We start from the raw sequence: 25041 nt of genomic DNA on the forward strand, positions 1-25041 counted from the left end.
TAAGAAAAATTTGTGTTATATTATAAATAACGATATAAGTTCAATATCGTTATAATTTTAATGAGTATATATAAAAAGATATCTAATTATTAAAATTGTATTATTTAAAAGGTAGGTATATGAATGAAACAATTACTAATGACATTAAGTACATTAACAACATTAACTTTAACAAGTAATACTGTTATTAATAGTATTAATGATAATATTGTTAATAACAGTAGCTTAACAAATAAATCATCAATAAAGAATTCTACAAATTCATTATTTAATAATCAATGAAATGTTTTAGATACTAGTGATTGAATTACTAACCAATCAATAACTGATTATAAGTTTTACAGTTATGATACTTCAGCATTAAAAAATTATACTTTTGCCAATGCTCAAAATACTTTTTTAGTAGATACAACAGGTAATCTAGTTTATAATACCAAAGTCATTGTTCCTGATAAAGATAAATCAGATATTGAAAAGGTGGTTAGCCCTTAATTACTGGACCATTTTTGATATAAAATTCTAAATTTTAATTTGTAAAATTGGTGGTTTTAGAAATTTAGAATGTATTCTTTCATAATTATAAAACATAACATATTGATTTACATCATTTATAGCTTCATTGATGGATAAATATTGATTTGATCCTTTAGGTAGTCATTCTTGAGATAAATGAGAAAATCAGTTTTCAGATAATACATTACCACCAATATCATAAGGTTGTTTTTTGCTTAAAATTATTTGTTTATCCTCTGCTCATTTTGTGATATCTTGACAATAAAATTCGTTGGCGTTATCTGAATGTAAAATAACATTTTTTACTTGATTTCAAGAAAATTGTTTGTTGATTTTTTCAAGAGCAGGAAGAATTAAATCCTGATATGATTTATTAGGAGCAATATTATAACTAACAACATTATTTGAATAAAAATCAATAATTACAAAAAGATATAATCATCCTTCTTTAGTATTTATTTGTTTAGTGTCCATTGATCAAATTTGATTTGAAGAGGTTGTACTTTTATAATCTTTGTTTACTTTATCCATTGTAGGTATTCACTTATTTGGATTTTTTTTGTTTTTAGGATAGTTATTTTTAGTTTGTTTTAATCCTTGAATATTGTGTTCTTTCATAATTTTTCGCATTTGTTTTATTGATAATTCTATATTTAAAATGATATTTTTTTCTTGTTTTAATCACTCTTTAAAAGCTGAAAAAATTCTTAAATATCCATAAATTCTGCCTTTTCTTGTAGAATGAAATTCGATTAAAAGTTGGCATATTTTTTGATATTTATGATTGCATTTAATAATATGATTTTCTTCTTTTTTAATAGGTTTTTGTTTATTTTTTAAAAAGTAATATGTTGATCTGTTTAATTGAAGATATTGACATAGGTTTCTAATTGAATATTGATTTTTACAATCATCAATAATTTTAATTTTTTCTTTGATATTTAATTTGTTAATTACTAATGCTATTTGTTTAATTTTATCCATTAATAAAAATCCTTTCAGGTTAAAATTAGTGTTAATTATATAACACAATTGTTTTTAGAATACATTCAGGTTTTTTAAATTAATGGTCTAGTAAAAAGGGCTAAGTGGCAAGTGGCAAGTGGCACTTATTTACATTAGAACCTGTTTAAAATCTTTTCAATAAAATTGAAATAAAGGCAAGAACAACCATTTGTAAGCTAGTATTTAATTTTTTTTCACAATTTTTTCATAATCTTCTGCATTTTTCTAATCATGCAAAACTTCGTTCTACAACTCATCTTTTTGGTAATACTACAAAAGAATGTAATTCATTACGTTTTATAACTTCAACATTTGCATTTATAATTGTTTTAATTTTAGAAGCAAATTTTTCACCAGTATAACCAGCATCTACTAGTATTTTTTGAACTGCAGAAAGATTCTCTTTTTCATTTTCAATCATTATTATAGCACTATTACGATCTGTTTTTTCTGCTGTGGTTATGTAAATTGCATGTGGTAAACCTTGAGAATCAACAGCAATATGACGCTTTATTCCTGAAATCTTTTTACCAGCATCATAACCTTTATTTTTAGTAGTATCTGTATTTTTAACACTTTGTGAATCAATTATACAAAAACTAGTTTGTTCTTTTCTACCATTATTGATACGAAATGCCTTGACTAATTTTTTTTAAAACTAATTGTAATACACTAGGTTCTTTATCATTATTTTTACTTCAAGCTTGAAAATAATAATATACAATTTGTCATTTTGGAAAATTTTTTTGGTAACATTCTTCACTGGCAACCACTTTTTAATACATATAAAACTGCACAAAATACTTCATATAAATCTAAACTTCTTGGTTTAGTTCTCTTTTTAGTATTTTCTAAAATTGATTTTATATTTTCAAATTGCTCTTTGCTAACATTACTAGGATAATTTTTACACATATATACCTCTTATTTTAAAATATATAATCATTTTATCCTATTCTCTAAAAGATTTTAAACAGGTTCTTAGACTTGGTGCAAAACTAAGGTAATTCAAAATTATATATTTCTGCTATTAAATTAAATCTTAATGCAAATCTTCGTATTTTATTGCGATATTTTAAAGTTAAAATTTTAAAACGTTTTAGTTTAGCAAATACGTGTTTAATTTTAATTCTAATTTTGCTTAAAGTTTTATTGTATTCTTTTTGAATTGGTATTAATTTATTGTATTTACTTTTTTTAAATGGCAAAAATGTATTTTTATGAATATTTTGTATTCCTTGATAACCTGAATCAACAAAAACTTGTTTTTCTGGATGAATAAAAGTTTTAGATTTTAAAAGTAATTTAAAATCATGAATGCTTCCAAAACAAAAAGCGGTTGAAATAATTTTTCCATTTAAAATATCAATAATTATTTGCGATTTAAGAGTATGATGTTTGTTTTTACCCGAAAAAAGTAATTTTAGTTTTTTTTTAATTCTTTCAATTGGAGTTTCAGTAGCATCAATAGCTAGTAAAGTATTATTGATTCCTTTATTTTTGATTAAATCTTTTTTGCCAGATAAATTAAAAATTCCACTTTTTATTAAAGTATTTTCAATTCAAAAAATATTACGAATGCAACTAGTATGACTAATATTATATCTTTTTGCAATAACTCTATAACTACTATACTCTTTTCAGTATTCTAATGTCATTAATAAACGATTTTCTATTGATAATTTATTAGGTTTACCACCAACTGCTTTTTTAATTGCTTCAGCTTTTTTTAAAATTTCAACCATTTTTTGAAATGTTTGTAGTTTTATTCCCACTAAACTATAAAATTCTTGTTCATCTTTGTATTTTTTTAACATAATAATTATCACCTTTGATATTAATAATAACGGTTAAATTATTAAAATTAAAGGTTTTGCACCAAGTCTATAATATCAAGCATATAAGATTGCAGAAATGAAAGCTACTGCCATTCATAATGCAAGAAAAATAAAACTTCATATCATTGCAAAAATTCAAATTTTATGAAAAATATTTTCTTGTCACTTGTCTTTAAATCAATTTATCATCATTTTTTACTCCTTTTTAGTTATATGCCTTTATTTGGCTTATATTTGCTGTTTTTAGCGATTTTTTGATTTTGAATACAAAAAACTATTCATCCAGCCTTAGTTATGAAAATTTTTTATGTATTTCCAACAATTTCTACTTCGTCATCAATTTGTAAAACTTGAATTGGTAATTGTTCTTGTTTTGAGATTTTAAATCAAAATTTACCTTGGCTTGCTTTTGCAATGTAAGTTTTAATAGCTTCACTAAGTCCACCCGATTGTTTGTACATATCATTCAAATTATTTAAGTCGTTTGGTTGCATGCCACCAACTAAGGTGTATTGAACATTGTTGATAATGCCAGTAAATTTCTTTTTAACATTTTCACTACCAGTAAAATCCGCAATGTTTTGTGTTGCAATAATTAATGAACTTTTGCATTTTCTAATTCTTTTCATTAGACTTGGTGCAAAACCTTTAATTTTAATAATTTAACGGTTATTATTAATATCAAAGGTGATAATTATTATGTTAAAAAAATACAAAGATGAACAAGAATTTTATAGTTTAGTGGGAATAAAACTACAAACATTTCAAAAAATGGTTGAAATTTTAAAAAAAGCTGAAGCAATTAAAAAAGCAGTTGGTGGTAAACCTAATAAATTATCAATAGAAAATCGTTTATTAATGACATTAGAATACTGAAAAGAGTATAGTAGTTATAGAGTTATTGCAAAAAGATATAATATTAGTCATACTAGCTGCATTCGTAATATTTTTTGAATTGAAAATACTTTAATAAAAAGTGGAATTTTTAATTTATCTGGCAAAAAAGATTTAATCAAAAATAAAGGAATCAATAATACTTTACTAGCTATTGATGCTACTGAAACTCCAATTGAAAGAATTAAAAAAAACTAAAATTACTTTTTTCGGGTAAAAACAAACATCATACTCTTAAATCGCAAATAATTATTGATATTTTAAATGGAAAAATTATTTCAACCGCTTTTTGTTTTGGAAGCATTCATGATTTTAAATTACTTTTAAAATCTAAAACTTTTATTCATCCAGAAAAACAAGTTTTTGTTGATTCAGGTTATCAAGGAATACAAAATATTCATAAAAATACATTTTTGCCATTTAAAAAAAGTAAATACAATAAATTAATACCAATTCAAAAAGAATACAATAAAACTTTAAGCAAAATTAGAATTAAAATTGAACACGTATTTGCTAAACTAAAACGTTTTAAAATTTTAACTTTAAAATATCGCAATAAAATACGAAGATTTGCATTAAGATTTAATTTAATAGCAGGAATATATAATTTTGAATTACCTTAGTTTTGCACCAAGTCTATTGTATGAAATAAAAAGTCTAGTGCAACACTATTATTTTCATTAGCTAACAAGTGTGCTTCATCAACAGCAATAATAATTCGTTTTCAATCTTTTTCTTGTTTATTTTCGTTGTATGACTGAACTGCTGAAAGTTCAATTCCTAGCATTCGTAAAATCAACATCATTTGTAAATTGATTATTTTTTTATTGCTGTTTTCAAAAAGTTCTCTTAAATCAAAACAAACTATATTGGTTTTGCACCAAGTCTATTGAAATTTAGTATGGCCATTTCAATATTTAGCATATGTACCTTGTGTTAAAGCTGTTAACTTTGATTTTAAATTATCTAACTTTAAAATATTTGATGATGATTTTTCATCTTTAATTTTTTGACAAATTAAATTATATAAATCAGTAAATGTTGGATAATCTGTTGCTTTTAATTTTTCAAAATTAGTACTTGGTAAAATATTTTTTTGAAAATATACTTCTTTAATCAATTCTATTAATAAGTTTGTAGTTATGTCATCATCATTTAAATTTGGATATAACATAACAAAAAATGCTTCTAATAATGATAGTTGACTATTAAATGTATCTGCATTATCATGACTATTGTCTAATTTATAAATTTCTAGTGGATTTATAATATTTCCTTTGGCGCCTGAACCATTAACAACTTGTCCATTTAAGTAATTAGTCAAATTACTAAATTCACGTTCAGGATCTAAAATAAATATTTTTCGATTATTTTGATATGCTTGATTCAAAAGAATTTTTTTAGCAGTAAATGATTTTCCACTTCCACTTTCTCCTAAAATAACCATATTATGATTTATGCGTTGAGAATTTTTTTTAAATAAATCTCAAATTACTGGTTTTCCGGAATTAGTTTCAGCAAGTAAAAATCCTTGTTCATCTTTAAGTGGCATATCAGGAATCGGAAAACTTGTTGCAAAAATATCAAATGTCATTTCAATATCAGTTATTTTGGCAATATGATTTGTTCATGTATAACTTGCTAAAAGACTATCTTGTTGTAGAAATAATAAAGTTTCATATTTTCAACTAATAGTACTTGCCAAATCAATTAATTGCCTTTTAGTATTATTTAGTGTTTTTTTATTTCCATAAGCAATAATGAATATTGACATATCTTTTAAAAAATCAACATCATCAATAATTGCTTGTTGTTGATCTAAAAAAGCAATGTAATACTGTTCTGATTCACTTTTTTGACTTGGAGTTAAAGCATATTGTTCATTCGTTTTAATTTTACTTAAAGCATTATCTAATTGTTTTTTTGCTTTTTGTTTATTAATAGGATTTAAATTAATACAAATATTTACATTACTTAAATCAAACAATTTATTTAATCAAAAATAATTTATTTGTTTTGGCAAATCATTAATAGCTCATAAAAATCCTTTTTCATTTTTTCCTTGAAAATTTGAATAATTTGTTTTTATATTTTCGTTATTAAATGTAAAATTATTTAAAAAAATATTAATTTCATCTTGTAATAATTTTTTTATATTTAAACTACTAAATGAGTTATTAGAAATTAATGATTTTAATTGTGATAATGTATTTTCTTTATTTTCACTAGACTTGGTGCAAAACTAAGGTAATTCAAAATTATATATTCCTGCTATTAAATTAAATATTAGAACCTGTTTAAAATCTTTTCAATAAAATTGAAATAAAGGCAAGAACAACCATTTGTAAGCTAGTATTTAATTTTTTTTCACAATTTTTTCATAATCTTCTGCATTTTTCTAATCATGCAAAACTTCGTTCTACAACTCATCTTTTTGGTAATACTACAAAAGAATGTAATTCATTACGTTTTATAACTTCAACATTTGCATTTATAATTGTTTTAATTTTAGAAGCAAATTTTTCACCAGTATAACCAGCATCTACTAGTATTTTTTGAACTGCAGAAAGATTCTCTTTTTCATTTTCAATCATTATTATAGCACTATTACGATCTGTTTTTTCTGCTGTGGTTATGTAAATTGCATGTGGTAAACCTTGAGAATCAACAGCAATATGACGCTTTATTCCTGAAATCTTTTTACCAGCATCATAACCTTTATTTTTAGTAGTATCTGTATTTTTAACACTTTGTGAATCAATTATACAAAAACTAGTTTGTTATTTTCTACCATTATTGATACGAAATGCCTTGACTAATTTTTTTTAAAACTAATTGTAATACACTAGGTTCTTTATCATTATTTTTACTTCAAGCTTGAAAATAATAATATACAATTTGTCATTTTGGAAAATTTTTTGGTAACATTCTTCACTGGCAACCACTTTTTAATAAATATAAAACTGCACAAAATACTTCATATAAATCTAAACTTCTTGGTTTAGTTCTCTTTTTAGTATTTTCTAAAATTGATTTTATATTTTCAAATTGCTCTTTGCTAACATTACTAGGATAATTTTTACACATATATACCTCTTATTTTAAAATATATAATCATTTTATCCTATTCTCTAAAAGATTTTAAACAGGTTCTTAGTTTATTTAGCTTATTTAAGTCCTTACACGAACTAATTTTTTTAATAAAAAAAATATTATCATTTTTCAGGATTTCTATTTTCGTTTTCATAAATTCAATATTAGTAATATCTTTTTTAATAAAATCACTAAAATCACTAAATAATAAAGGATGATTAAAAACATTAATTATTAAAATAATTGAAATCAAACTTTTCAAACTGTATAAATTGGCTTGATCAATATATTGCAAAGAACTATGCAAATTTTTTCTAAACAATTGACTATCAAATTTTTCATCTTCCTGTTGATAATATTTGGCAATATTACTAATAGAACTCAATAGCATTATATTCTGCACAAGTTATATAAATAATATTAAGTGCAGTAATAATATCTTCTTTAGTTAATGTTGGTACTTGTGATTTTATTTTTTGTAAAATGTTAGAACCTGTTTAAAATCTTTTAGAGAATAGGATAAAATGATTATATATTTTAAAATAAGAGGTATATATGTGTAAAAATTATCCTAGTAATGTTAGCAAAGAGCAATTTGAAAATATAAAATCAATTTTAGAAAATACTAAAAAGAGAACTAAACCAAGAAGTTTAGATTTATATGAAGTATTTTGTGCAGTTTTATATGTATTAAAAAGTGGTTGCCAGTGAAGAATGTTACCAAAAAATTTTCCAAAATGACAAATTGTATATTATTATTTTCAAGCTTGAAGTAAAAATAATGATAAAGAACCTAGTGTATTACAATTAGTTTTAAAAAAAATTAGTCAAGGCATTTCGTATCAATAATGGTAGAAAAGAACAAACTAGTTTTTGTATAATTGATTCACAAAGTGTTAAAAATACAGATACTACTAAAAATAAAGGTTATGATGCTGGTAAAAAGATTTCAGGAATAAAGCGTCATATTGCTGTTGATTCTCAAGGTTTACCACATGCAATTTACATAACCACAGCAGAAAAAACAGATCGTAATAGTGCTATAATAATGATTGAAAATGAAAAAGAGAATCTTTCTGCAGTTCAAAAAATACTAGTAGATGCTGGTTATACTGGTGAAAAATTTGCTTCTAAAATTAAAACAATTATAAATGCAAATGTTGAAGTTATAAAACGTAATGAATTACATTCTTTTGTAGTATTACCAAAAAGATGAGTTGTAGAACGAAGTTTTGCATGATTAGAAAAATGCAGAAGATTATGAAAAAATTGTGAAAAAAAATTAAATACTAGCTTACAAATGGTTGTTCTTGCCTTTATTTCAATTTTATTGAAAAGATTTTAAACAGGTTCTTAGATTTAATTAATGAAGAAATGACAAAAATAAAAAAATGTTAAAAGGTTATTATTTGGGATTAGAAACTGCAAAATCTTATTTTATTTGTAGAGATGGACAATAATTATGACTAATTATTTACTTTCAATTGACCCAATTATAAAAAATACTGGATTTACTTTATGAGAAAAAACAAAAAGAATTAGTGAATGTGAAGTTGATTATAGAGAAACTGAATATATATACAAATGAAAACCAATATGAATAAATAGTTATAGTTTTGAAAAATTTAAAAATATTAATCCAACATTTGATGAACAAATAATAGTTGAATTATTTATAATTGGTAAAATTAAACATTTTGATAATATGAATATAATTATTGAACGTGGTACTTTTCATAGTAAAAATGGTATTGGTTATGAAACTCAAGAACATTTACGTGGTTTTATTGCTGGACAATTTAATAAATTATTAACAAAAAATATGCTTATTAGTTCTTCTTCATGAAAAAAATGATATATAAATAATTTAAAAGATAATTATAATTTACCTAAAAAACAAGAATTTATTTGAATAAAAAATAGCCACTTGCCACTTGCCACTTAGCCCTTTTTACTAGACCATTAATTTAAAAAACCTGAATGTATTCTAAAAACAATTGTGTTATATAATTAACACTAATTTTAACCTGAAAGGATTTTTATTAATGGATAAAATTAAACAAATAGCATTAGTAATTAACAAATTAAATATCAAAGAAAAAATTAAAATTATTGATGATTGTAAAAATCAATATTCAATTAGAAACCTATGTCAATATCTTCAATTAAACAGATCAACATATTACTTTTTAAAAAATAAACAAAAACCTATTAAAAAAGAAGAAAATCATATTATTAAATGCAATCATAAATATCAAAAAATATGCCAACTTTTAATCGAATTTCATTCTACAAGAAAAGGCAGAATTTATGGATATTTAAGAATTTTTTCAGCTTTTAAAGAGTGATTAAAACAAGAAAAAAATATCATTTTAAATATAGAATTATCAATAAAACAAATGCGAAAAATTATGAAAGAACACAATATTCAAGGATTAAAACAAACTAAAAATAACTATCCTAAAAACAAAAAAAATCCAAATAAGTGAATACCTACAATGGATAAAGTAAACAAAGATTATAAAAGTACAACCTCTTCAAATCAAATTTGATCAATGGACACTAAACAAATAAATACTAAAGAAGGATGATTATATCTTTTTGTAATTATTGATTTTTATTCAAATAATGTTGTTAGTTATAATATTGCTCCTAATAAATCATATCAGGATTTAATTCTTCCTGCTCTTGAAAAAATCAACAAACAATTTTCTTGAAATCAAATAAAAAATGTTATTTTACATTCAGATAACGCCAACGAATTTTATTGTCAAGATATCACAAAATGAGCAGAGGATAAACAAATAATTTTAAGCAAAAAACAACCTTATGATATTGGTGGTAATGTATTATCTGAAAACTGATTTTCTCATTTATCTCAAGAATGACTACCTAAAGGATCAAATCAATATTTATCCATCAATGAAGCTATAAATGATGTAAATCAATATGTTATGTTTTATAATTATGAAAGAATACATTCTAAATTTCTAAAACCACCAATTTTACAAATTAAAATTTAGAATTTTATATCAAAAATGGTCCAGTAATTAAGGGCCAACCACCATCATATATGTTCACTATTTATTTTCTATAGCATTAATACCAGGTAAATCCTTACCTTCTAGATATTCTAATGAAGCACCTCCACCAGTTGAAATGTGGCTAAATTTATTTTCATATCCAAATTTAACTGCTGCTGCTGCACTATCACCACCGCCAATTAGTGTAAATGCACCTTTTAATTGTGAAATAGTTTTACAAATATTTTTTGTTCCATTAACAAAGTTACTCATTTCAAAAACTCCTAATGGTCCATTTCAAAAAACAGTTTTAGCATTAATTAAAGTATTTTCAAATAATTTAATTGTTTTTGGACCAATATCCATTCCTTCATATCCATCATGAATATTTTCATTAGTAGTAATTTTACCTTTGATGTCCTTAAATTCCGGAGCAATTACAAAGTCAATAGGTAGTATTAATTTTTCTTTTCCTAATTCAATAATTTCTTTAGCAATATCAATTTTATCTTTTTCTAATAATGAATCACCAATTTTATAATTCAATGCTTTCATAAAAGTATAAGCCATACCACCACCAACAAGAACTTTATCAGCTTTTGTTAATAATTGTTTGATAACATCAATTTTATCTGATACTTTAGCACCACCAAGTACTGCTATAAAAGGATGTTCTGGATTAACGGTGATTTTATTAAGCATTGTTAATTCTTTTTCAATTAATAAACCAACACAACTATTTTTGATATTAGTAGCAATACCAACATTAGATGCATGAGCACGGTGTGCAGTACCAAAAGCATCATTAACAAATACATCACCTAAATGTGCTCAATATTTACCTAATTCGGGATTATTAGTAGATTCTTTATTACCATTTAAATCTTCAAAACGAGTATTTTCTATTAAAAGTAATTCTTTGTTTTTAAGATTATTAATAGCTGTTTCAAGATTTGTACCACGAGTTTCATTAATGAATATTACATTTTCTTTTAAGATTTCACTTAGTCTTTTTGCAACAGGCGCTAAAGTATTCTTCGCTTTATCAGCTTCAGATTTAATTCTTCCAAGATGTGATAACATGATTATTTTTGCATCTTGATTTTGTAAATACTTAATAGTTTCGATGCTTGCTTTTATTCTTGTATCATCGGTAATTTTATTATTTTCTAATGGTACATTGAAGTCAAAACGAACAATAACTTTTTTATTTTTAAAATCAAGATCCTTTAATGTTTTTTTATTCATATAATTTTCATCTCCTTTTTTCATATTATAATTTTAATATATTTTTAAAACGATTAATAAAAATGCATCTTGTAATTGGTAAGATGCACTTTTGTAGTTTAATATTTTAATTAAACTATTTAAAAATTATTTTAGCTTTGCTAAGTGTATTACTGTTCTTACTAATTGTGATACATATGACATTTCATTATCATATCAAGCAAAAACTTTAACAATTTGTTTGCCTTCAACTTCAATAACTTTTGTTAATGTTGCATCAAAAATTGAACCAAAACTTGAACCAATAATATCAGTTGAAACAATTGGATCTTCATTATAAGCAAATGATTCGCTACTATGTTTTTTCATTGCTGCATTAACTTGTTCAACAGTAACATTTTTCTTTAATTCAATTGTTAAATCAACAATTGAACCAGTAATGATTGGAACACGCATTGCTGAACCATCTAGTTTTCCTTTAACAGAAGGGATAACTAAACCAATAGCTGCAGCAGCACCTGTAGCTGCAGGAACAATATTAGACATAGCACTACGTCCTCTTCTGAAATCTGAATGTTCTAAGTCTAGTAAACGTTGGTCATTGGTTGCAGCATGAACTGTTGTCATTCATCCTTTAATAATTCCAAATTCTGATTCTAGAGCATGAACAACAGGAGCAAGACAATTAGTAGTACATGAAGCACCAGAAATAATATTATCAGTACTTTTTAGAATATCATGGTTAACATTATAAACAATAGTTTTTAAGTCTCCCTTAGCTGGTGCTGAAATCACAACTTTTTTAGCTCCAGCATCAATATGTGCTTGTGCTAATTCTTTTGTTGTAAAACGTCCAGTTGCTTCAATTACGATATCAACAGCATTGGCTTTTCATGGTAATGCTTTTGGATCTTTTTCTTGACAAACTTTAATTATTTTACCATCAACATTAATAGTATTTTTTGATTTGTCTGCTTTGATTTTTCCGTGTTTTCAAGTTCTATGTGCTGAATCATATTGTAATAGATATGCTAGGGCTTCTACATTTCCTAAATCATTGATAGCAACAATATCAATTTCTTTTTTGTCAAATAATTGACGGAAGGCAAGGCGGCCAATGCGCCCAAATCCATTAATTGCAATTTTAATTGCCATTATTAAGTCACTCCTTTTGTGTGTTTGTTTTTTATATTGATTAATGACTAGGTATATTATAAACAAATATTGTTAATATTTGTCATAAAATATGGATTTATTTATAAAACATTTATTTTATTAGTAAATTATTTCCTTTATTTTAATTATAGTTTTCATTATTTTATTATTTTATTTTTTTATGAAAAATACTATATTTTATATTGGTATATATTCTATTTTATTATTAATATTGTCAATATTATTATTTTCAATTGTAGTTTGTGATTCTTCAACAGTTAATTCAATTGGTATAGTTAAAGTTTGAATACGTTCTAATAAGCGTTTAACTTTAATTTCTTCTGATTTACTATTTTTTAAATAATAATGTTGATATAGTTCACTAATGCTATAGTTAGAATTAATAAATGTAGTTTTTAATGGTAAAATTCGTGCATTAAGAATACTAAATAATAATTCATCACGCTCTCAAGCGCTAACGGTTTCACCGCCTAAATCATCAATAAATAATAAGTCACATGATTTTAATTGTTCAATTTGCTGATTAGTATCAGTATCATTTTTAAAACTTTTTTTAATGTCCATAACAAATTCAGGTCATACAATAAAACAAACAGTTTGATTTTTTTGAATTAATTTATTTGCAAATAAGATAAAAATAAAAGTTTTGCCACTACCTGTGTCACCATATAAGTATAAACCTTGATAACTTTTGTGTTTTAAAGATTGATGTAAATACTGGATGATTTCTTTTCTTGCATTAGTTGAGGCATTAAAATTTTTACTTCATGAAAGTGATAAAAGTTTATCATCATAGTATTTAATTAAAAAATTATTATGTACTTGTTGTTGGACAGATCTATTAATAGAATGAAGACAATCCGTTAGTACTAAACTTATTTTTTGATTAGGTAACATTACTAGTTTATAACGATATCCTTTAACATTTTGTAGACATTTGCTAAGATTTTCTCGTTTTTTACATAAATTGTAGCTATCAATATAAGTTTTTAATAATTCAACATATGGTTCTAGTTTGCTGTTAGTTAAGTTGTTTTTTTTAATAAAGTCATGAAGTTCAGCATTGTTAATGTTTTCTTTTAAGATAGTTGTCGCTTTAAGTTTCATGATAATCATTTCCTTACTTAATAATAGTGTCTTTTAATAATTAAATTAATGGGCATCAAATTCCTTTAAAATATTCTTTATTTCTTCTTGAGTTAATGTTATATCTTTTTTATTAATATTATCAACCTTATATTTTTTAATTAATTTTTTATTGAAATTATTTGTTGTTGATTGTTCTGTAGTAGATCATAATGATTCTTGTTGAAATTGTTGCTGTGGATTTTTTTTGCTACGAGCATAAGCAAGTTTTAAATGAGATAAAGCATCATCAATAGTATTAATTTGATTTTCTTGAAAGGTTTCAGCAATTTTAATAATATAGTTTGGTTCTAAACGTTTATTATTTTTAAATCAAACATATTCAATTAAGCAGTTAATTACAGCATTATTTAATTGAAAGTTATTAGTTAATATTTCTAATGTTGTTTTTAATTTATCAGTTGGTATTTTACCAGTTAAATTTTTTAAATATTCTTCAGGTAATTTTTGTTGCATTAAATTTAATGTGGTATTAATAACATTAGAATTATCTTTAGATATAATTGTATTACCATTAGAATTTAAATTAACTTTCATAGTGTTAATTTGATTTTTATTTTGAAATGAATAAATTGGTCTAGAGATTGATGTTTGTTCTTGTTTAGCATAAATATTATTAAGTGCTGTTTTTAATTTTAAAGATTGAGGGATAGTATTTTCCTGTTGAGTAATATTAACATAATTTTCTGTAATTTCAATATCATTTTTCAAAAAATAAAATTTTTGTCTTTCGTAATTTAAAGTTCCTAATTGTTTAAGTAGTTCTGAGTTTAAATGGGTATTAGCAAAAAAATCATCAGCAGATAAGGGAGAACACAATTGATAAATGTAAGTAGATTTTAAAGAATAGTAGTAAGTATTAATAAGGTTAACAGATTCAAGTTGTTGGAAAGCAACAAGTAATTGAGTGGAAGTTATTTTTAATAAAGATTTAATTCGTCCGTGATTGAAATCAAGATTAATACGTTTTGTTAATAACTTTTCTTGAACTAAAGTTAAATATAAATTTATTGCTTCAATACCAATTATTGGTTGATATAACATAAATAAAATTTGGTAATCTTCGTTACTAATATATTCTGATTGGTTCAACTTAAAAATATCAATATCATTTATTGTTCTGTTCATATTCATTCCCTAACTTTCTTTTTACTATCCATTTCTTTCATGGTATGATAATTATATGCACATAAAGAATATAAATAAAGTGAAATGATTAAAACACATACTTATCCACATTTATTCCACTTTTTTTTATTAAAAATATTCTTTATTAATATATACTTTTGAGTTTTCCAGAGTTAATATTTAATTTGACAGTGATTACAAAAGTAAGTTCCGCGAAGGTTTATTTTTATTTTTTTGATAATAGTATGGCATTTAAAACAAGGCATTTTTGCTCTAGTATGAACTTGTAATTCTTGTTGATAGTAACCTGTTACACCAAGGCTTGAAGTATAACTACTAATTGTTGATCCGCCAAGTTTTATTGATTTATTAAGCACAAATTTTGCTTTATTAATGATTTCTTGTAATTGTTTAAGTATTAAGTTTTTAGTAATACTTTGCGGATGGATACTAGCATAAAATAATACTTCATCTGCATAAATATTTCCTAAACCACTCATAACATTTTGTTCTAATAATGTTGCTTTAATACTTTGACTTTTATTTTTTCATTTATTTTTTAAATATTCAGCAGTAACATTTTTATTAAAAGGTTCTGGACCAATATTAATATAAGGTTTTATTTTTTGATATTCATTTTTAGTTTGTAAATGAAAGGTTCCAAACTGTCTTGTGTCATGATATCTTAATTCGTATTTATTGTCTAATTCTAATATTAATAAGACATGTTTTCAATTTATTGATTGATTATTTTGTTGAAAATAATATTTTCCTTCCATTCGTAAATGACTTAATAATACATAATCATCTAATATAAATATTAATAATTTACCAACTCTTTGAACATCATTTATTGTTTGTCCAATAATTTGTTTTGTGAATTGTTCAATACTTGGTGTTTTGATAATTTTATTTAAAAGAATTCTAACACCAATAATTTTATGATTAGTTAAAAGTGGTTGTAAAGTTTTGCGAACAGTTTCAACTTCGGGTAATTCTGGCATTTTTATTTTCCTTCCAATAAAATATAATAAACTAATTTATTTTAAATATTAATAAATTTTTAAAAATTTATTTTAATTCAAATCAGTTATCACCAATACTAGTATTAATTAATAAGGGAACTTTTAATTTAGTAACATTAGACATAATTTTAGTAATTTTAGTAATAACATCATTAACTTTATTATCTTCAACTTCAAAAATTAATTCATCATGAATTTGTGCAATTAATATTGCATCAATATTTTGTTTTTTTATTTCTTTATAAATTTTATTCATTGCTAATTTTAAAATATCAGCAGCACTACCTTGAATTGGCATGTTCATTGCTATTCGTTTACCAAAATTTTGAATCACCTTATTTTTATTTGTAATTTCCATTACTTCTCTTCTACGATTAAAAATTGTTTGAACGTATCCATTTTTTTCACAAAAATCAATTATATTATTAATATAACTTTTAATTTTTGGAAAAACCGAAAAATATTTATTAATAAATATTTTAGCATCTTCAACTTTAATTCCTATTTGTTGTGATAAACCAAAACTAGAAATGCCATAAACAATTCCAAAATTAATAGCTTTTGCATTTTGTCTTTGTTCGTTAGTAACTTCTGCTAAAGGTATATTTAATATTTTACTTGCAGTTTCGCGATGAATATCATGCTTTTGCTGAAAAGCTTTAATTAAATTTTCATCTTCACTAATATGAGCTAATATTCTTAATTCAATTTGCGAATAATCACAGGATAGTATTTTAGTATGTGGTTTGCTTGGAATAAAGATTTTGCGAACTTCTCTTTGCTCTTTATCGCGAATACTAATATTTTGCATATTAGGATCTAATGAAGATAACCTGCCAGTACTGGTTTGCACTTGATTATAAATGCTATGAATTTTACCATCATCAAAAATATATTTTTGTAAACCAAGTAAGTAAGTGGAATATAATTTTTGTAATTTACGATATTCTAAAAGAATATCGATGATTGGATGTTGATTTTTTAAACTAATTAAAACTTCAAAAGCAGTACTACCTTTTTTATAATTAGGTAATTTTAATTCTTTAAATAAGTATTCACTAATTTGTTTTGGTGAATTTGGATTTAAATTACTATTACTTTCTTTTTTAATTTGTAATTCTAAATCTTGGATTTTTAGTAAAGTTTTATCAGTTAGTAGTTTTAATTTTTTTTGATCAATGTTAACACCATTACACTCCATATTTACTAATACAAAAGCAGCAGGTAGTTCAATCTCTTGATATAAATTTCAGTTATTAGTATCTTTTAATTTTTTTATAAGAATGAGATGAGAATCTGTTAAAAAATTTAATTTTTTTTCTAAAAAAATAGCTATTTCTTTTTCATCATTGGGAATATTTTTTTTAATACCTTTGCCATAGAAATCATCAGCGCTTAAATTATCTTTAACATTGACATTGAGCATAACAGCAATGTTTTCTGGTAATATTTTTTCATTAGCATAAAGAAGGTAAGCAGCTAACATATGGTCAAAAATAATATTATTTATTATTAATTTTAAACGTAGTCCTGCGATAATAACCTTTTTTAAATCTCAAGTTATTTTTTGTAGTTTTTTATTTTGTAAGAAATGTTGAAAATTAGAACAATTAATTGCATTGATTTTATTAATATAAAATGTTCCTTTTTTATTTTTAATACCAAAACCAATAATATTATCACGATTATAATTATCACCAAAAATTTCTAATCATAAGTAATTTGAATCACAATTTCATTCTTGACTTCACTTATTTATAATTTGAACGTGAGATGTACTATTTTTATTAGTTTTAGGATTAGTGTCTTGTGTTAATAAAGACTTCATATTATATTGTTTGTAAAAGTCTTGTAACTTTTCATTATTTAAATTTTCAACATTATAATTAAACGTTTCTAAATTACCAGTAATTGGTGTATTTAAATTAAGTTGTGCTAGTTGTTTAGAAATAATACCATTATTAAAGTTAAGTTTAATTAGTTTACTAACATTTGGTTTTAATTGTTCTACATTTTCAATAATATTTTCTAATGTGTCATATTCTTTTAATAAACTAATAGCAGTTTTTTGACCAATTCCTTTAATGCCAGGTAAATTATCAGAACTATCACCCATTAATCCCTTTAAATCGGTAATTTGATAAGGTAATAATTCATATTCTGATTGAAATGTAGAAATAGTAATAACCTTTAAATCACTCATCCCTTTTTGTGGATTAAGAATTTTAATATTGTTATCTAATAGTTGTAATAAATCTTTATCACTACTCATAATATCAATTTGATAATTACTAGCAACTTTATTTTTAACAATGCTGCCAATAATATCATCAGCTTCATAATTATTTATTTGTCCCCAAGGAATTTGTGCTAAGTCTAAAAATATTTTAACTAAATTAAATTGTTCAATTAACTCAACCGGAGTTTCACTTCTTTTTCCTTTATATGTTGCTAAAGTTTCATGGCGAAATGTTTTACGACCAGCATCAAATGCAACAAAAACACTAGCATAGTTGTTAGATTTTAAGTACTTAGTCAGCATTCTAATAAAAGCATAGACGGCATTAGTTGGAATACCCTGTAGCGAATGTAGATTAACTCCTTGGTATGCAGTAGCATAATATGCTTTAAATAATAAATTGTTACCATCAATAATTAATGCTTTTTTCATTTATTCACCTAATTTCATAAAATTATTATAACAATAAGTAAGTATAACTTCATATAAAATTAAAAAATTAGCATATAAAAAAAACAAGATTTTTTTCTTGCTATCGAACAATAATTAAGTTACAGATTTAATTGTGTAGAAAACATTATAAATATAAGGTTTTAGGGTTAATTTTAAGAGAATTATTATATTTATAGTGATTAGAGTTCTGTAACTTAATATTTAAATTAAGGATATTTATAAATAGATCCTTAAGTTTTATTATAACATTCAATTTTTAATTTTTAAATTCATTTTTTCTTTTTTATATATAAAAAACAAGAGCTTTTCAGCTCTTGTTTACACAAGAATTATTGCTAAGGTATATGTCATTTATAAAAAAAAAGGGGGGTTATTTATAAATAAAACTTAAGGTTATTGGGGTTATAGAGTTTAAATTAGGGGTTTTAGATTAATTTTAAATTTTTATATTTAAAAATATTATAATTGAATAATGTTTTGACATATTACCTTAATTTTAAAGGACCTAGGCTATCTAAATCCTTATAAGAATAATAACAAATAATATTTAAATTGCAAGGAAATTTGTTATTATTTTTAGAAATAATTTATATTTTCATTTTTTTTTCAAAAATATATTCATACTCTATATAAGTTTTTGATTTTTTTGATAAATATTTTTGGAAAAATTGCAATAATTTTACCCTACTTATCTTAATTTTATAAAAAATCTTAGTGCATTAATGGAGTGTTTATTTTTAGTAAAAATTTTTACATATTCAAAGGGCGCATCACTTTAATCCTTAGAACCTGTTTAAAATCTTTTAGAGAATAGTATAAAATGATTATATATTTTAAAATAAGAGGTATATATGTGTAAAAATTATCCTAGTAATGTTAGCAAAGAGCAATTTGAAAATATAAAATCAATTTTAGAAAATACTAAAAAGAGAACTAAACCAAGAAGTTTAGATTTATATGAAGTATTTTGTGCAGTTTTATATCTATTAAAAAGTGGTTGCCAGTGAAGAATGTTACCAAAAAATTTTCCAAAATGACAAATTGTATATTATTATTTTCAAGCTTAGACTTGGTGCAAAACGGTGGTTGGCCCTTAATTACTGGACCATTTTTGATATAAAATTCTAAATTTTAATTTGTAAAATTGGTGGTTTTAGAAATTTAGAATGTATTCTTTCATAATTATAAAACATAACATATTGATTTACATCATTTATAGCTTCATTGATGGATAAATATTGATTTGATCCTTTAGGTAGTCATTCTTGAGATAAATGAGAAAATCAGTTTTCAGATAATACATTACCACCAATATCATAAGGTTGTTTTTTGCTTAAAATTATTTGTTTATCCTCTGCTCATTTTGTGATATCTTGACAATAAAATTCGTTGGCGTTATCTGAATGTAAAATAACATTTTTTATTTGATTTCAAGAAAATTGTTTGTTGATTTTTTCAAGAGCAGGAAGAATTAAATCCTGATATGATTTATTAGGAGCAATATTATAACTAACAACATTATTTGAATAAAAATCAATAATTACAAAAAGATATAATCATCCTTCTTTAGTATTTATTTGTTTAGTGTCCATTGATCAAATTTGATTTGAAGAGGTTGTACTTTTATAATCTTTGTTTACTTTATCCATTGTAGGTATTCACTTATTTGGATTTTTTTTGTTTTTAGGATAGTTATTTTTAGTTTGTTTTAATCCTTGAATATTGTGTTCTTTCATAATTTTTCGCATTTGTTTTATTGATAATTCTATATTTAAAATGATATTTTTTTCTTGTTTTAATCACTCTTTAAAAGCTGAAAAAATTCTTAAATATCCATAAATTCTGCCTTTTCTTGTAGAATGAAATTCGATTAAAAGTTGGCATATTTTTTGATATTTATGATTGCATTTAATAATATGATTTTCTTCTTTTTTAATAGGTTTTTGTTTATTTTTTAAAAAGTAATATGTTGATCTGTTTAATTGAAGATATTGACATAGGTTTCTAATTGAATATTGATTTTTACAATCATCAATAATTTTAATTTTTTCTTTGATATTTAATTTGTTAATTACTAATGCTATTTGTTTAATTTTATCCATTAATAAAAATCCTTTCAGGTTAAAATTAGTGTTAATTATATAACACAATTGTTTTTAGAATACATTCAGGTTTTTTAAATTAATGGTCTAGTAAAAAGGGCTAAGTGGCAAGTGGCAAGTGGCTTTTACCTTGTTGAGTTATTAATTTTTTTGAACTTGTACCATTACGAGCATTTTCAGTAGTACTATGTTGATTTTTTTCATATCCTAAATAATTTTGCATTTCAGAATTCAACATTTTTTCAACTAATCTTTTTGTTAATTCTTTAGACTTGGTGCAAAACCTTTAATTTTAATAATTTAACGGTTATTATTAATATCAAAGGTGATAATTATTATGTTAAAAAAATACAAAGATGAACAAGAATTTTATAGTTTAGTGGGAATAAAACTACAAACATTTCAAAAAATGGTTGAAATTTTAAAAAAAGCTGAAGCAATTAAAAAAGCAGTTGGTGGTAAACCTAATAAATTATCAATAGAAAATCGTTTATTAATGACATTAGAATACTGAAAAGAGTATAGCAGTTATAGAGTTATTGCAAAAAGATATAATATTAGTCATACTAGCTGCATTCGTAATATTTTTTGAATTGAAAATACTTTAATAAAAAGTGGAATTTTTAATTTATCTGGCAAAAAAGATTTAATCAAAAATAAAGGAATCAATAATACTTTACTAGCTATTGATGCTACTGAAACTCCAATTGAAAGAATTAAAAAAAACTAAAATTACTTTTTTCGGGTAAAAACAAACATCATACTCTTAAATCGCAAATAATTATTGATATTTTAAATGGAAAAATTATTTCAACCGCTTTTTGTTTTGGAAGCATTCATGATTTTAAATTACTTTTAAAATCTAAAACTTTTATTCATCTAGAAAAACAAGTTTTTGTTGATTCAGGTTATCAAGGAATACAAAATATTCATAAAAATACATTTTTGCCATTTAAAAAAAGTAAATACAATAAATTAATACCAATTCAAAAAGAATACAATAAAACTTTAAGCAAAATTAGAATTAAAATTGAACACGTATTTGCTAAACTAAAACGTTTTAAAATTTTAACTTTAAAATATCGCAATAAAATACGAAGATTTGCATTAAGAACCTGTTTAAAATCTTTTAGAGAATAGGATAAAATGATTATATATTTTAAAATAAGAGGTATATATGTGTAAAAATTATCCTAGTAATGTTAGCAAAGAGCAATTTGAAAATATAAAATCAATTTTAGAAAATACTAAAAAGAGAACTAAACCAAGAAGTTTAGATTTATATGAAGTATTTTGTGCAGTTTTATATGTATTAAAAAGTGGTTGCCAGTGAAGAATGTTACCAAAAAATTTTCCAAAATGACAAATTGTATATTATTATTTTCAAGCTTGAAGTAAAAATAATAATAAAGAACCTAGTGTATTACAATTAGTTTTAAAAAAAATTAGTCAAGGCATTTCGTATCAATAATGGTAGAAAAGAACAAACTAGTTTTTGTATAATTGATTCACAAAGTGTTAAAAATACAGATACTACTAAAAATAAAGGTTATGATGCTGGTAAAAAGATTTCAGGAATAAAGCGTCATATTGCTGTTGATTCTCAAGGTTTACCACATGCAATTTACATAACCACAGCAGAAAAAACAGATCGTAATAGTGCTATAATAATGATTGAAAATGAAAAAGAGAATCTTTCTGCAGTTCAAAAAATACTAGTAGATGCTGGTTATACTGGTGAAAAATTTGCTTCTAAAATTAAAACAATTACAAATGCAAATGTTGAAGTTATAAAACGTAATGAATTACATTCTTTTGTAGTATTACCAAAAAGATGAGTTGTAGAACGAAGTTTTGCATGATTAGAAAAATGCAGAAGATTATGAAAAAATTGTGAAAAAAAATTAAATACTAGCTTACAAATGGTTGTTCTTGCCTTTATTTCAATTTTATTGAAAAGATTTTAAACAGGTTCTTACTTGAACATTATCTTTATCTAATTTTGTTGGTAAATTATTAGAACCTGTTTAAAATCTTTTAGAGAATAGGATAAAATGATTATATATTTTAAAATAAGAGGTATATATGTGTAAAAATTATCCTAGTAATGTTAGCAAAGAGCAATTTGAAAATATAAAATCAATTTTAGAAAATACTAAAAAGAGAACTAAACCAAGAAGTTTAGATTTATATGAAGTATTTTGTGCAGTTTTATATGTATTAAAAAGTGGTTGCCAGTGAAGAATGTTACCAAAAAATTTTCCAAAATGACAAATTGTATATTATTATTTTCAAGCTTGAAGTAAAAATAATGATAAAGAACCTAGTGTATTACAATTAGTTTTAAAAAAAATTAGTCAAGGCATTTCGTATCAATAATGGTAGAAAAGAACAAACTAGTTTTTGTATAATTGATTCACAAAGTGTTAAAAATACAGATACTACTAAAAATAAAGGTTATGATGCTGGTAAAAAGATTTCAGGAATAAAGCTTCATATTGCTGTTGATTCTCAAGGTTTACCACATGCAATTTACATAACCACAGAAGAAAAAACAGATCGTAATAGTGCTATAATAATGATTGAAAATGAAAAAGAGAATCTTTCTGCAGTTCAAAAAATACTAGTAGATGCTGGTTATACTGGTGAAAAATTTGCTTCTAAAATTAAAACAATTATAAATGCAAATGTTGAAGTTATAAAACGTAATGAATTACATTCTTTTGTAGTATTACCAAAAAGATGAGTTGTAGAACGAAGTTTTGCATGATTAGAAAAATGCAGAAGATTATGAAAAAATTGTGAAAAAAAATTAAATACTAGCTTACAAATGGTTGTTCTTGCCTTTATTTCAATTTTATTGAAAAGATTTTAAACAGGTTCTTACAATTTGTTATATATTTACCAAGTTCATTAACTTCACTAAAACAACATGGTATATTTTCTTTATTCATTATCAATGTCTGCCACTTGCCACTTAGCCCTTTTTACTAGACCATTAATTTAAAAAACCTGAATGTATTCTAAAAACAATTGTGTTATATAATTAACACTAATTTTAACCTGAAAGGATTTTTATTAATGGATAAAATTAAACAAATAGCATTAGTAATTAACAAATTAAATATCAAAGAAAAAATTAAAATTATTGATGATTGTAAAAATCAATATTCAATTAGAAACCTATGTCAATATCTTCAATTAAACAGATCAACATATTACTTTTTAAAAAATAAACAAAAACCTATTAAAAAAGAAGAAAATCATATTATTAAATGCAATCATAAATATCAAAAAATATGCCAACTTTTAATCGAATTTCATTCTACAAGAAAAGGCAGAATTTATGGATATTTAAGAATTTTTTCAGCTTTTAAAGAGTGATTAAAACAAGAAAAAAATATCATTTTAAATATAGAATTATCAATAAAACAAATGCGAAAAATTATGAAAGAACACAATATTCAAGGATTAAAACAAACTAAAAATAACTATCCTAAAAACAAAAAAAATCCAAATAAGTGAATACCTACAATGGATAAAGTAAACAAAGATTATAAAAGTACAACCTCTTCAAATCAAATTTGATCAATGGACACTAAACAAATAAATACTAAAGAAGGATGATTATATCTTTTTGTAATTATTGATTTTTATTCAAATAATGTTGTTAGTTATAATATTGCTTCTAATAAATCATATCAGGATTTAATTCTTCCTGCTCTTGAAAAAATCAACAAACAATTTTCTTGAAATCAAGTAAAAAATGTTATTTTACATTCAGATAACGCCAACGAATTTTATTGTCAAGATATCACAAAATGAGCAGAGGATAAACAAATAATTTTAAGCAAAAAACAACCTTATGATATTGGTGGTAATGTATTATCTGAAAACTGATTTTCTCATTTATCTCAAGAATGACTACCTAAAGGATCAAATCAATATTTATCCATCAATGAAGCTATAAATGATGTAAATCAATATGTTATGTTTTATAATTATGAAAGAATACATTCTAAATTTCTAAAACCACCAATTTTACAAATTAAAATTTAGAATTTTATATCAAAAATGGTCCAGTAATTAAGGGCCAACCACCCAATTTTGTCGAAAATAATAAAATTTTAATCTATAAAATTAATACTATTTTCTCTTTTCTCTTATTTTATGGTTAAT

At 23.5% G+C, this 25041-nt stretch carries 23 protein-coding genes and 5 pseudogenes; 11 read left to right on the forward strand and 17 right to left on the reverse strand.

The genetic code is table 4. The features are described from left to right. Positions 1–123: 123 nt before the first annotated feature. Entirely contained in the window at positions 124–492 is a 369-nt protein-coding gene (locus AAHM96_RS01620; protein ID WP_342273399.1) for a hypothetical protein, read from the forward strand. Positions 493–519: 27 nt separating this feature from the next. On the opposite strand, the gene AAHM96_RS01625 is transcribed toward AAHM96_RS01620, so the two are convergent. The 5 genes and pseudogenes from AAHM96_RS01625 to AAHM96_RS01645 all read right to left on the reverse strand — a co-directional run bounded on the left by AAHM96_RS01625 (position 520) and on the right by AAHM96_RS01645 (position 3985). Beyond that, positions 520–1497 (reverse strand): IS3 family transposase, encoded by a 978-nt coding sequence (locus AAHM96_RS01625; RefSeq protein WP_342265776.1) that lies wholly within the window; start codon positions 1495–1497, stop codon positions 520–522. A 145-nt stretch (positions 1498–1642) separates the two neighbouring features. Next, positions 1643–2433 (reverse strand): annotated as a pseudogene (locus AAHM96_RS01630) (IS5 family transposase). A gap of 83 nt (positions 2434–2516) precedes the next feature. Then, positions 2517–3335 carry an IS5 family transposase gene (locus AAHM96_RS01635; protein WP_342273400.1) on the reverse strand — a complete coding sequence of 273 codons (819 nt, stop codon included), beginning with the start codon at positions 3333–3335 and terminating at the stop codon, positions 2517–2519. A gap of 33 nt (positions 3336–3368) precedes the next feature. Continuing rightward, a complete protein-coding gene (locus AAHM96_RS01640) occupies positions 3369–3548 on the reverse strand; it encodes a hypothetical protein (protein ID WP_342273401.1) in 180 nt (59 codons plus the stop codon). A gap of 113 nt (positions 3549–3661) precedes the next feature. Further along, positions 3662–3985: a hypothetical protein gene (locus AAHM96_RS01645; RefSeq protein WP_342273402.1), complete on the reverse strand. Its 324-nt coding sequence runs from the start codon at positions 3983–3985 to the stop codon at positions 3662–3664. Positions 3986–4055: 70 nt separating this feature from the next. Between AAHM96_RS01645 and AAHM96_RS01650 the strand changes: the two are divergent. Continuing rightward, a pseudogene (locus AAHM96_RS01650) lies at positions 4056–4873 on the forward strand (IS5 family transposase). On the opposite strand, the gene AAHM96_RS01655 reads toward AAHM96_RS01650, so the two are convergent. The 4 genes and pseudogenes from AAHM96_RS01655 to AAHM96_RS01670 form a co-directional block, all read right to left on the reverse strand. Next, positions 4870–5037, reverse strand: a complete 168-nt coding sequence (locus tag AAHM96_RS01655) for a hypothetical protein (RefSeq protein ID WP_342273403.1) — start codon at positions 5035–5037, stop codon at positions 4870–4872. The pseudogene AAHM96_RS01650 and the gene AAHM96_RS01655 sit on opposite strands and share 4 nt — an antisense overlap. A 99-nt stretch (positions 5038–5136) precedes the next feature. After that, positions 5137–6273, reverse strand: coding sequence for a helicase HerA domain-containing protein (locus AAHM96_RS01660; RefSeq protein WP_342273404.1), 1137 nt, complete (start codon positions 6271–6273; stop codon positions 5137–5139). 274 nt (positions 6274–6547) lie between these two features. Beyond that, positions 6548–7337, reverse strand: a pseudogene (locus tag AAHM96_RS01665) (IS5 family transposase). A gap of 37 nt (positions 7338–7374) precedes the next feature. Further along, positions 7375–7728, reverse strand: coding sequence for a hypothetical protein (locus tag AAHM96_RS01670; protein ID WP_342273405.1), 354 nt, complete (start codon positions 7726–7728; stop codon positions 7375–7377). A 170-nt stretch (positions 7729–7898) separates the two neighbouring features. Between AAHM96_RS01670 and AAHM96_RS01675 the strand changes: the two genes are divergently transcribed. The 3 genes from AAHM96_RS01675 (at position 7899) to AAHM96_RS01685 (ending at position 10366) form a co-directional block, all read left to right on the forward strand. Next, positions 7899–8688, forward strand: a protein-coding gene (locus tag AAHM96_RS01675) for an IS5 family transposase (RefSeq protein ID WP_342272742.1) whose coding sequence is annotated in 2 segments (ribosomal slippage) — positions 7899–8159 and positions 8161–8688 — 789 coding nt in all. Because the reading frame shifts where the segments join, the coding sequence is not laid out codon by codon here. Between the two features lie 117 nt (positions 8689–8805). After that, positions 8806–9288: a hypothetical protein gene (locus AAHM96_RS01680; protein WP_342273406.1), complete on the forward strand. Its 483-nt coding sequence runs from the start codon at positions 8806–8808 to the stop codon at positions 9286–9288. A 100-nt stretch (positions 9289–9388) separates the two neighbouring features. Further along, complete coding sequence (locus AAHM96_RS01685; RefSeq protein WP_342272797.1) at positions 9389–10366, forward strand: IS3 family transposase; 978 nt, start codon at positions 9389–9391, stop codon at positions 10364–10366. A 57-nt stretch (positions 10367–10423) separates the two neighbouring features. On the opposite strand, the gene AAHM96_RS01690 is transcribed toward AAHM96_RS01685, so the two are convergent. The 6 genes from AAHM96_RS01690 to polA form a co-directional block, all read right to left on the reverse strand. Then, entirely contained in the window at positions 10424–11614 is a 1191-nt protein-coding gene (locus tag AAHM96_RS01690; protein ID WP_338978870.1) for a phosphoglycerate kinase, read from the reverse strand. A gap of 126 nt (positions 11615–11740) precedes the next feature. Next, positions 11741–12748 (reverse strand): type I glyceraldehyde-3-phosphate dehydrogenase, encoded by a 1008-nt coding sequence (gene gap, locus AAHM96_RS01695; RefSeq protein WP_338976033.1) that lies wholly within the window; start codon positions 12746–12748, stop codon positions 11741–11743. Positions 12749–12946: 198 nt separating this feature from the next. Further along, the gene (locus AAHM96_RS01700; RefSeq protein WP_342273407.1) at positions 12947–13876 is read right to left on the reverse strand and encodes an ATP-binding protein; all 930 of its coding nucleotides are present in this window, start codon (positions 13874–13876) and stop codon (positions 12947–12949) included. Positions 13877–13921: 45 nt separating this feature from the next. Then, complete coding sequence (locus tag AAHM96_RS01705) at positions 13922–15043, reverse strand: DnaD domain protein (protein ID WP_342273408.1); 1122 nt, start codon at positions 15041–15043, stop codon at positions 13922–13924. Positions 15044–15216: 173 nt separating this feature from the next. After that, the gene (gene mutM / locus AAHM96_RS01710; RefSeq protein WP_281748612.1) at positions 15217–16047 is read right to left on the reverse strand and encodes a DNA-formamidopyrimidine glycosylase; all 831 of its coding nucleotides are present in this window, start codon (positions 16045–16047) and stop codon (positions 15217–15219) included. 67 nt (positions 16048–16114) lie between these two features. Further along, a complete protein-coding gene (gene polA, locus AAHM96_RS01715; protein WP_342273409.1) occupies positions 16115–18739 on the reverse strand; it encodes a DNA polymerase I in 2625 nt (874 codons plus the stop codon). Positions 18740–19611: 872 nt separating this feature from the next. Between polA and AAHM96_RS01720 the strand changes: the two are divergent. Beyond that, positions 19612–19818, forward strand: a pseudogene (locus tag AAHM96_RS01720) (transposase); the annotation flags it as partial. A 66-nt stretch (positions 19819–19884) separates the two neighbouring features. Here the strand turns inward: AAHM96_RS01720 and AAHM96_RS01725 are convergent. Both AAHM96_RS01725 and AAHM96_RS01730 read right to left on the reverse strand, forming a co-directional pair. Continuing rightward, on the reverse strand, positions 19885–20862 hold the full coding sequence (locus AAHM96_RS01725) for an IS3 family transposase (protein WP_342272797.1): 978 nt from the start codon (positions 20860–20862) through the stop codon (positions 19885–19887). A gap of 124 nt (positions 20863–20986) precedes the next feature. After that, positions 20987–21130 (reverse strand): annotated as a pseudogene (locus AAHM96_RS01730) (transposase); the annotation flags it as partial. Positions 21131–21199: 69 nt separating this feature from the next. On the opposite strand from AAHM96_RS01730, the gene AAHM96_RS01735 reads away from it, so the two are divergent. From AAHM96_RS01735 to AAHM96_RS01755, 5 genes are all read left to right on the forward strand, one after another. Then, the gene (locus tag AAHM96_RS01735; RefSeq protein WP_342272745.1) at positions 21200–21592 is read left to right on the forward strand and encodes a transposase family protein; all 393 of its coding nucleotides are present in this window, start codon (positions 21200–21202) and stop codon (positions 21590–21592) included. A 2-nt stretch (positions 21593–21594) separates the two neighbouring features. Beyond that, on the forward strand, positions 21595–22002 hold the full coding sequence (locus tag AAHM96_RS01740) for a transposase family protein (protein ID WP_342273685.1): 408 nt from the start codon (positions 21595–21597) through the stop codon (positions 22000–22002). 37 nt (positions 22003–22039) lie between these two features. Further along, positions 22040–22829 (forward strand): IS5 family transposase gene (locus AAHM96_RS01745; RefSeq protein ID WP_342273410.1). Its coding sequence is split into 2 segments (ribosomal slippage): positions 22040–22300 and positions 22302–22829, totalling 789 coding nucleotides; the frame shifts between segments, so codons are not numbered across the junction. A 118-nt stretch (positions 22830–22947) separates the two neighbouring features. Continuing rightward, positions 22948–23737 (forward strand): IS5 family transposase gene (locus tag AAHM96_RS01750; protein WP_342273411.1). Its coding sequence is split into 2 segments (ribosomal slippage): positions 22948–23208 and positions 23210–23737, totalling 789 coding nucleotides; the frame shifts between segments, so codons are not numbered across the junction. 206 nt (positions 23738–23943) lie between these two features. Continuing rightward, on the forward strand, positions 23944–24921 hold the full coding sequence (locus AAHM96_RS01755) for an IS3 family transposase (protein WP_342273412.1): 978 nt from the start codon (positions 23944–23946) through the stop codon (positions 24919–24921). The last annotated feature ends 120 nt before the right edge of the window (positions 24922–25041 follow it).

This window comes from Spiroplasma endosymbiont of Acasis viretata, assembly GCF_964031275.1.
Taxonomy (GTDB): domain Bacteria; phylum Bacillota_I; class Bacilli_A; order Mycoplasmatales; family VBWQ01; genus Spiroplasma_E; species Spiroplasma_E ixodetis_A.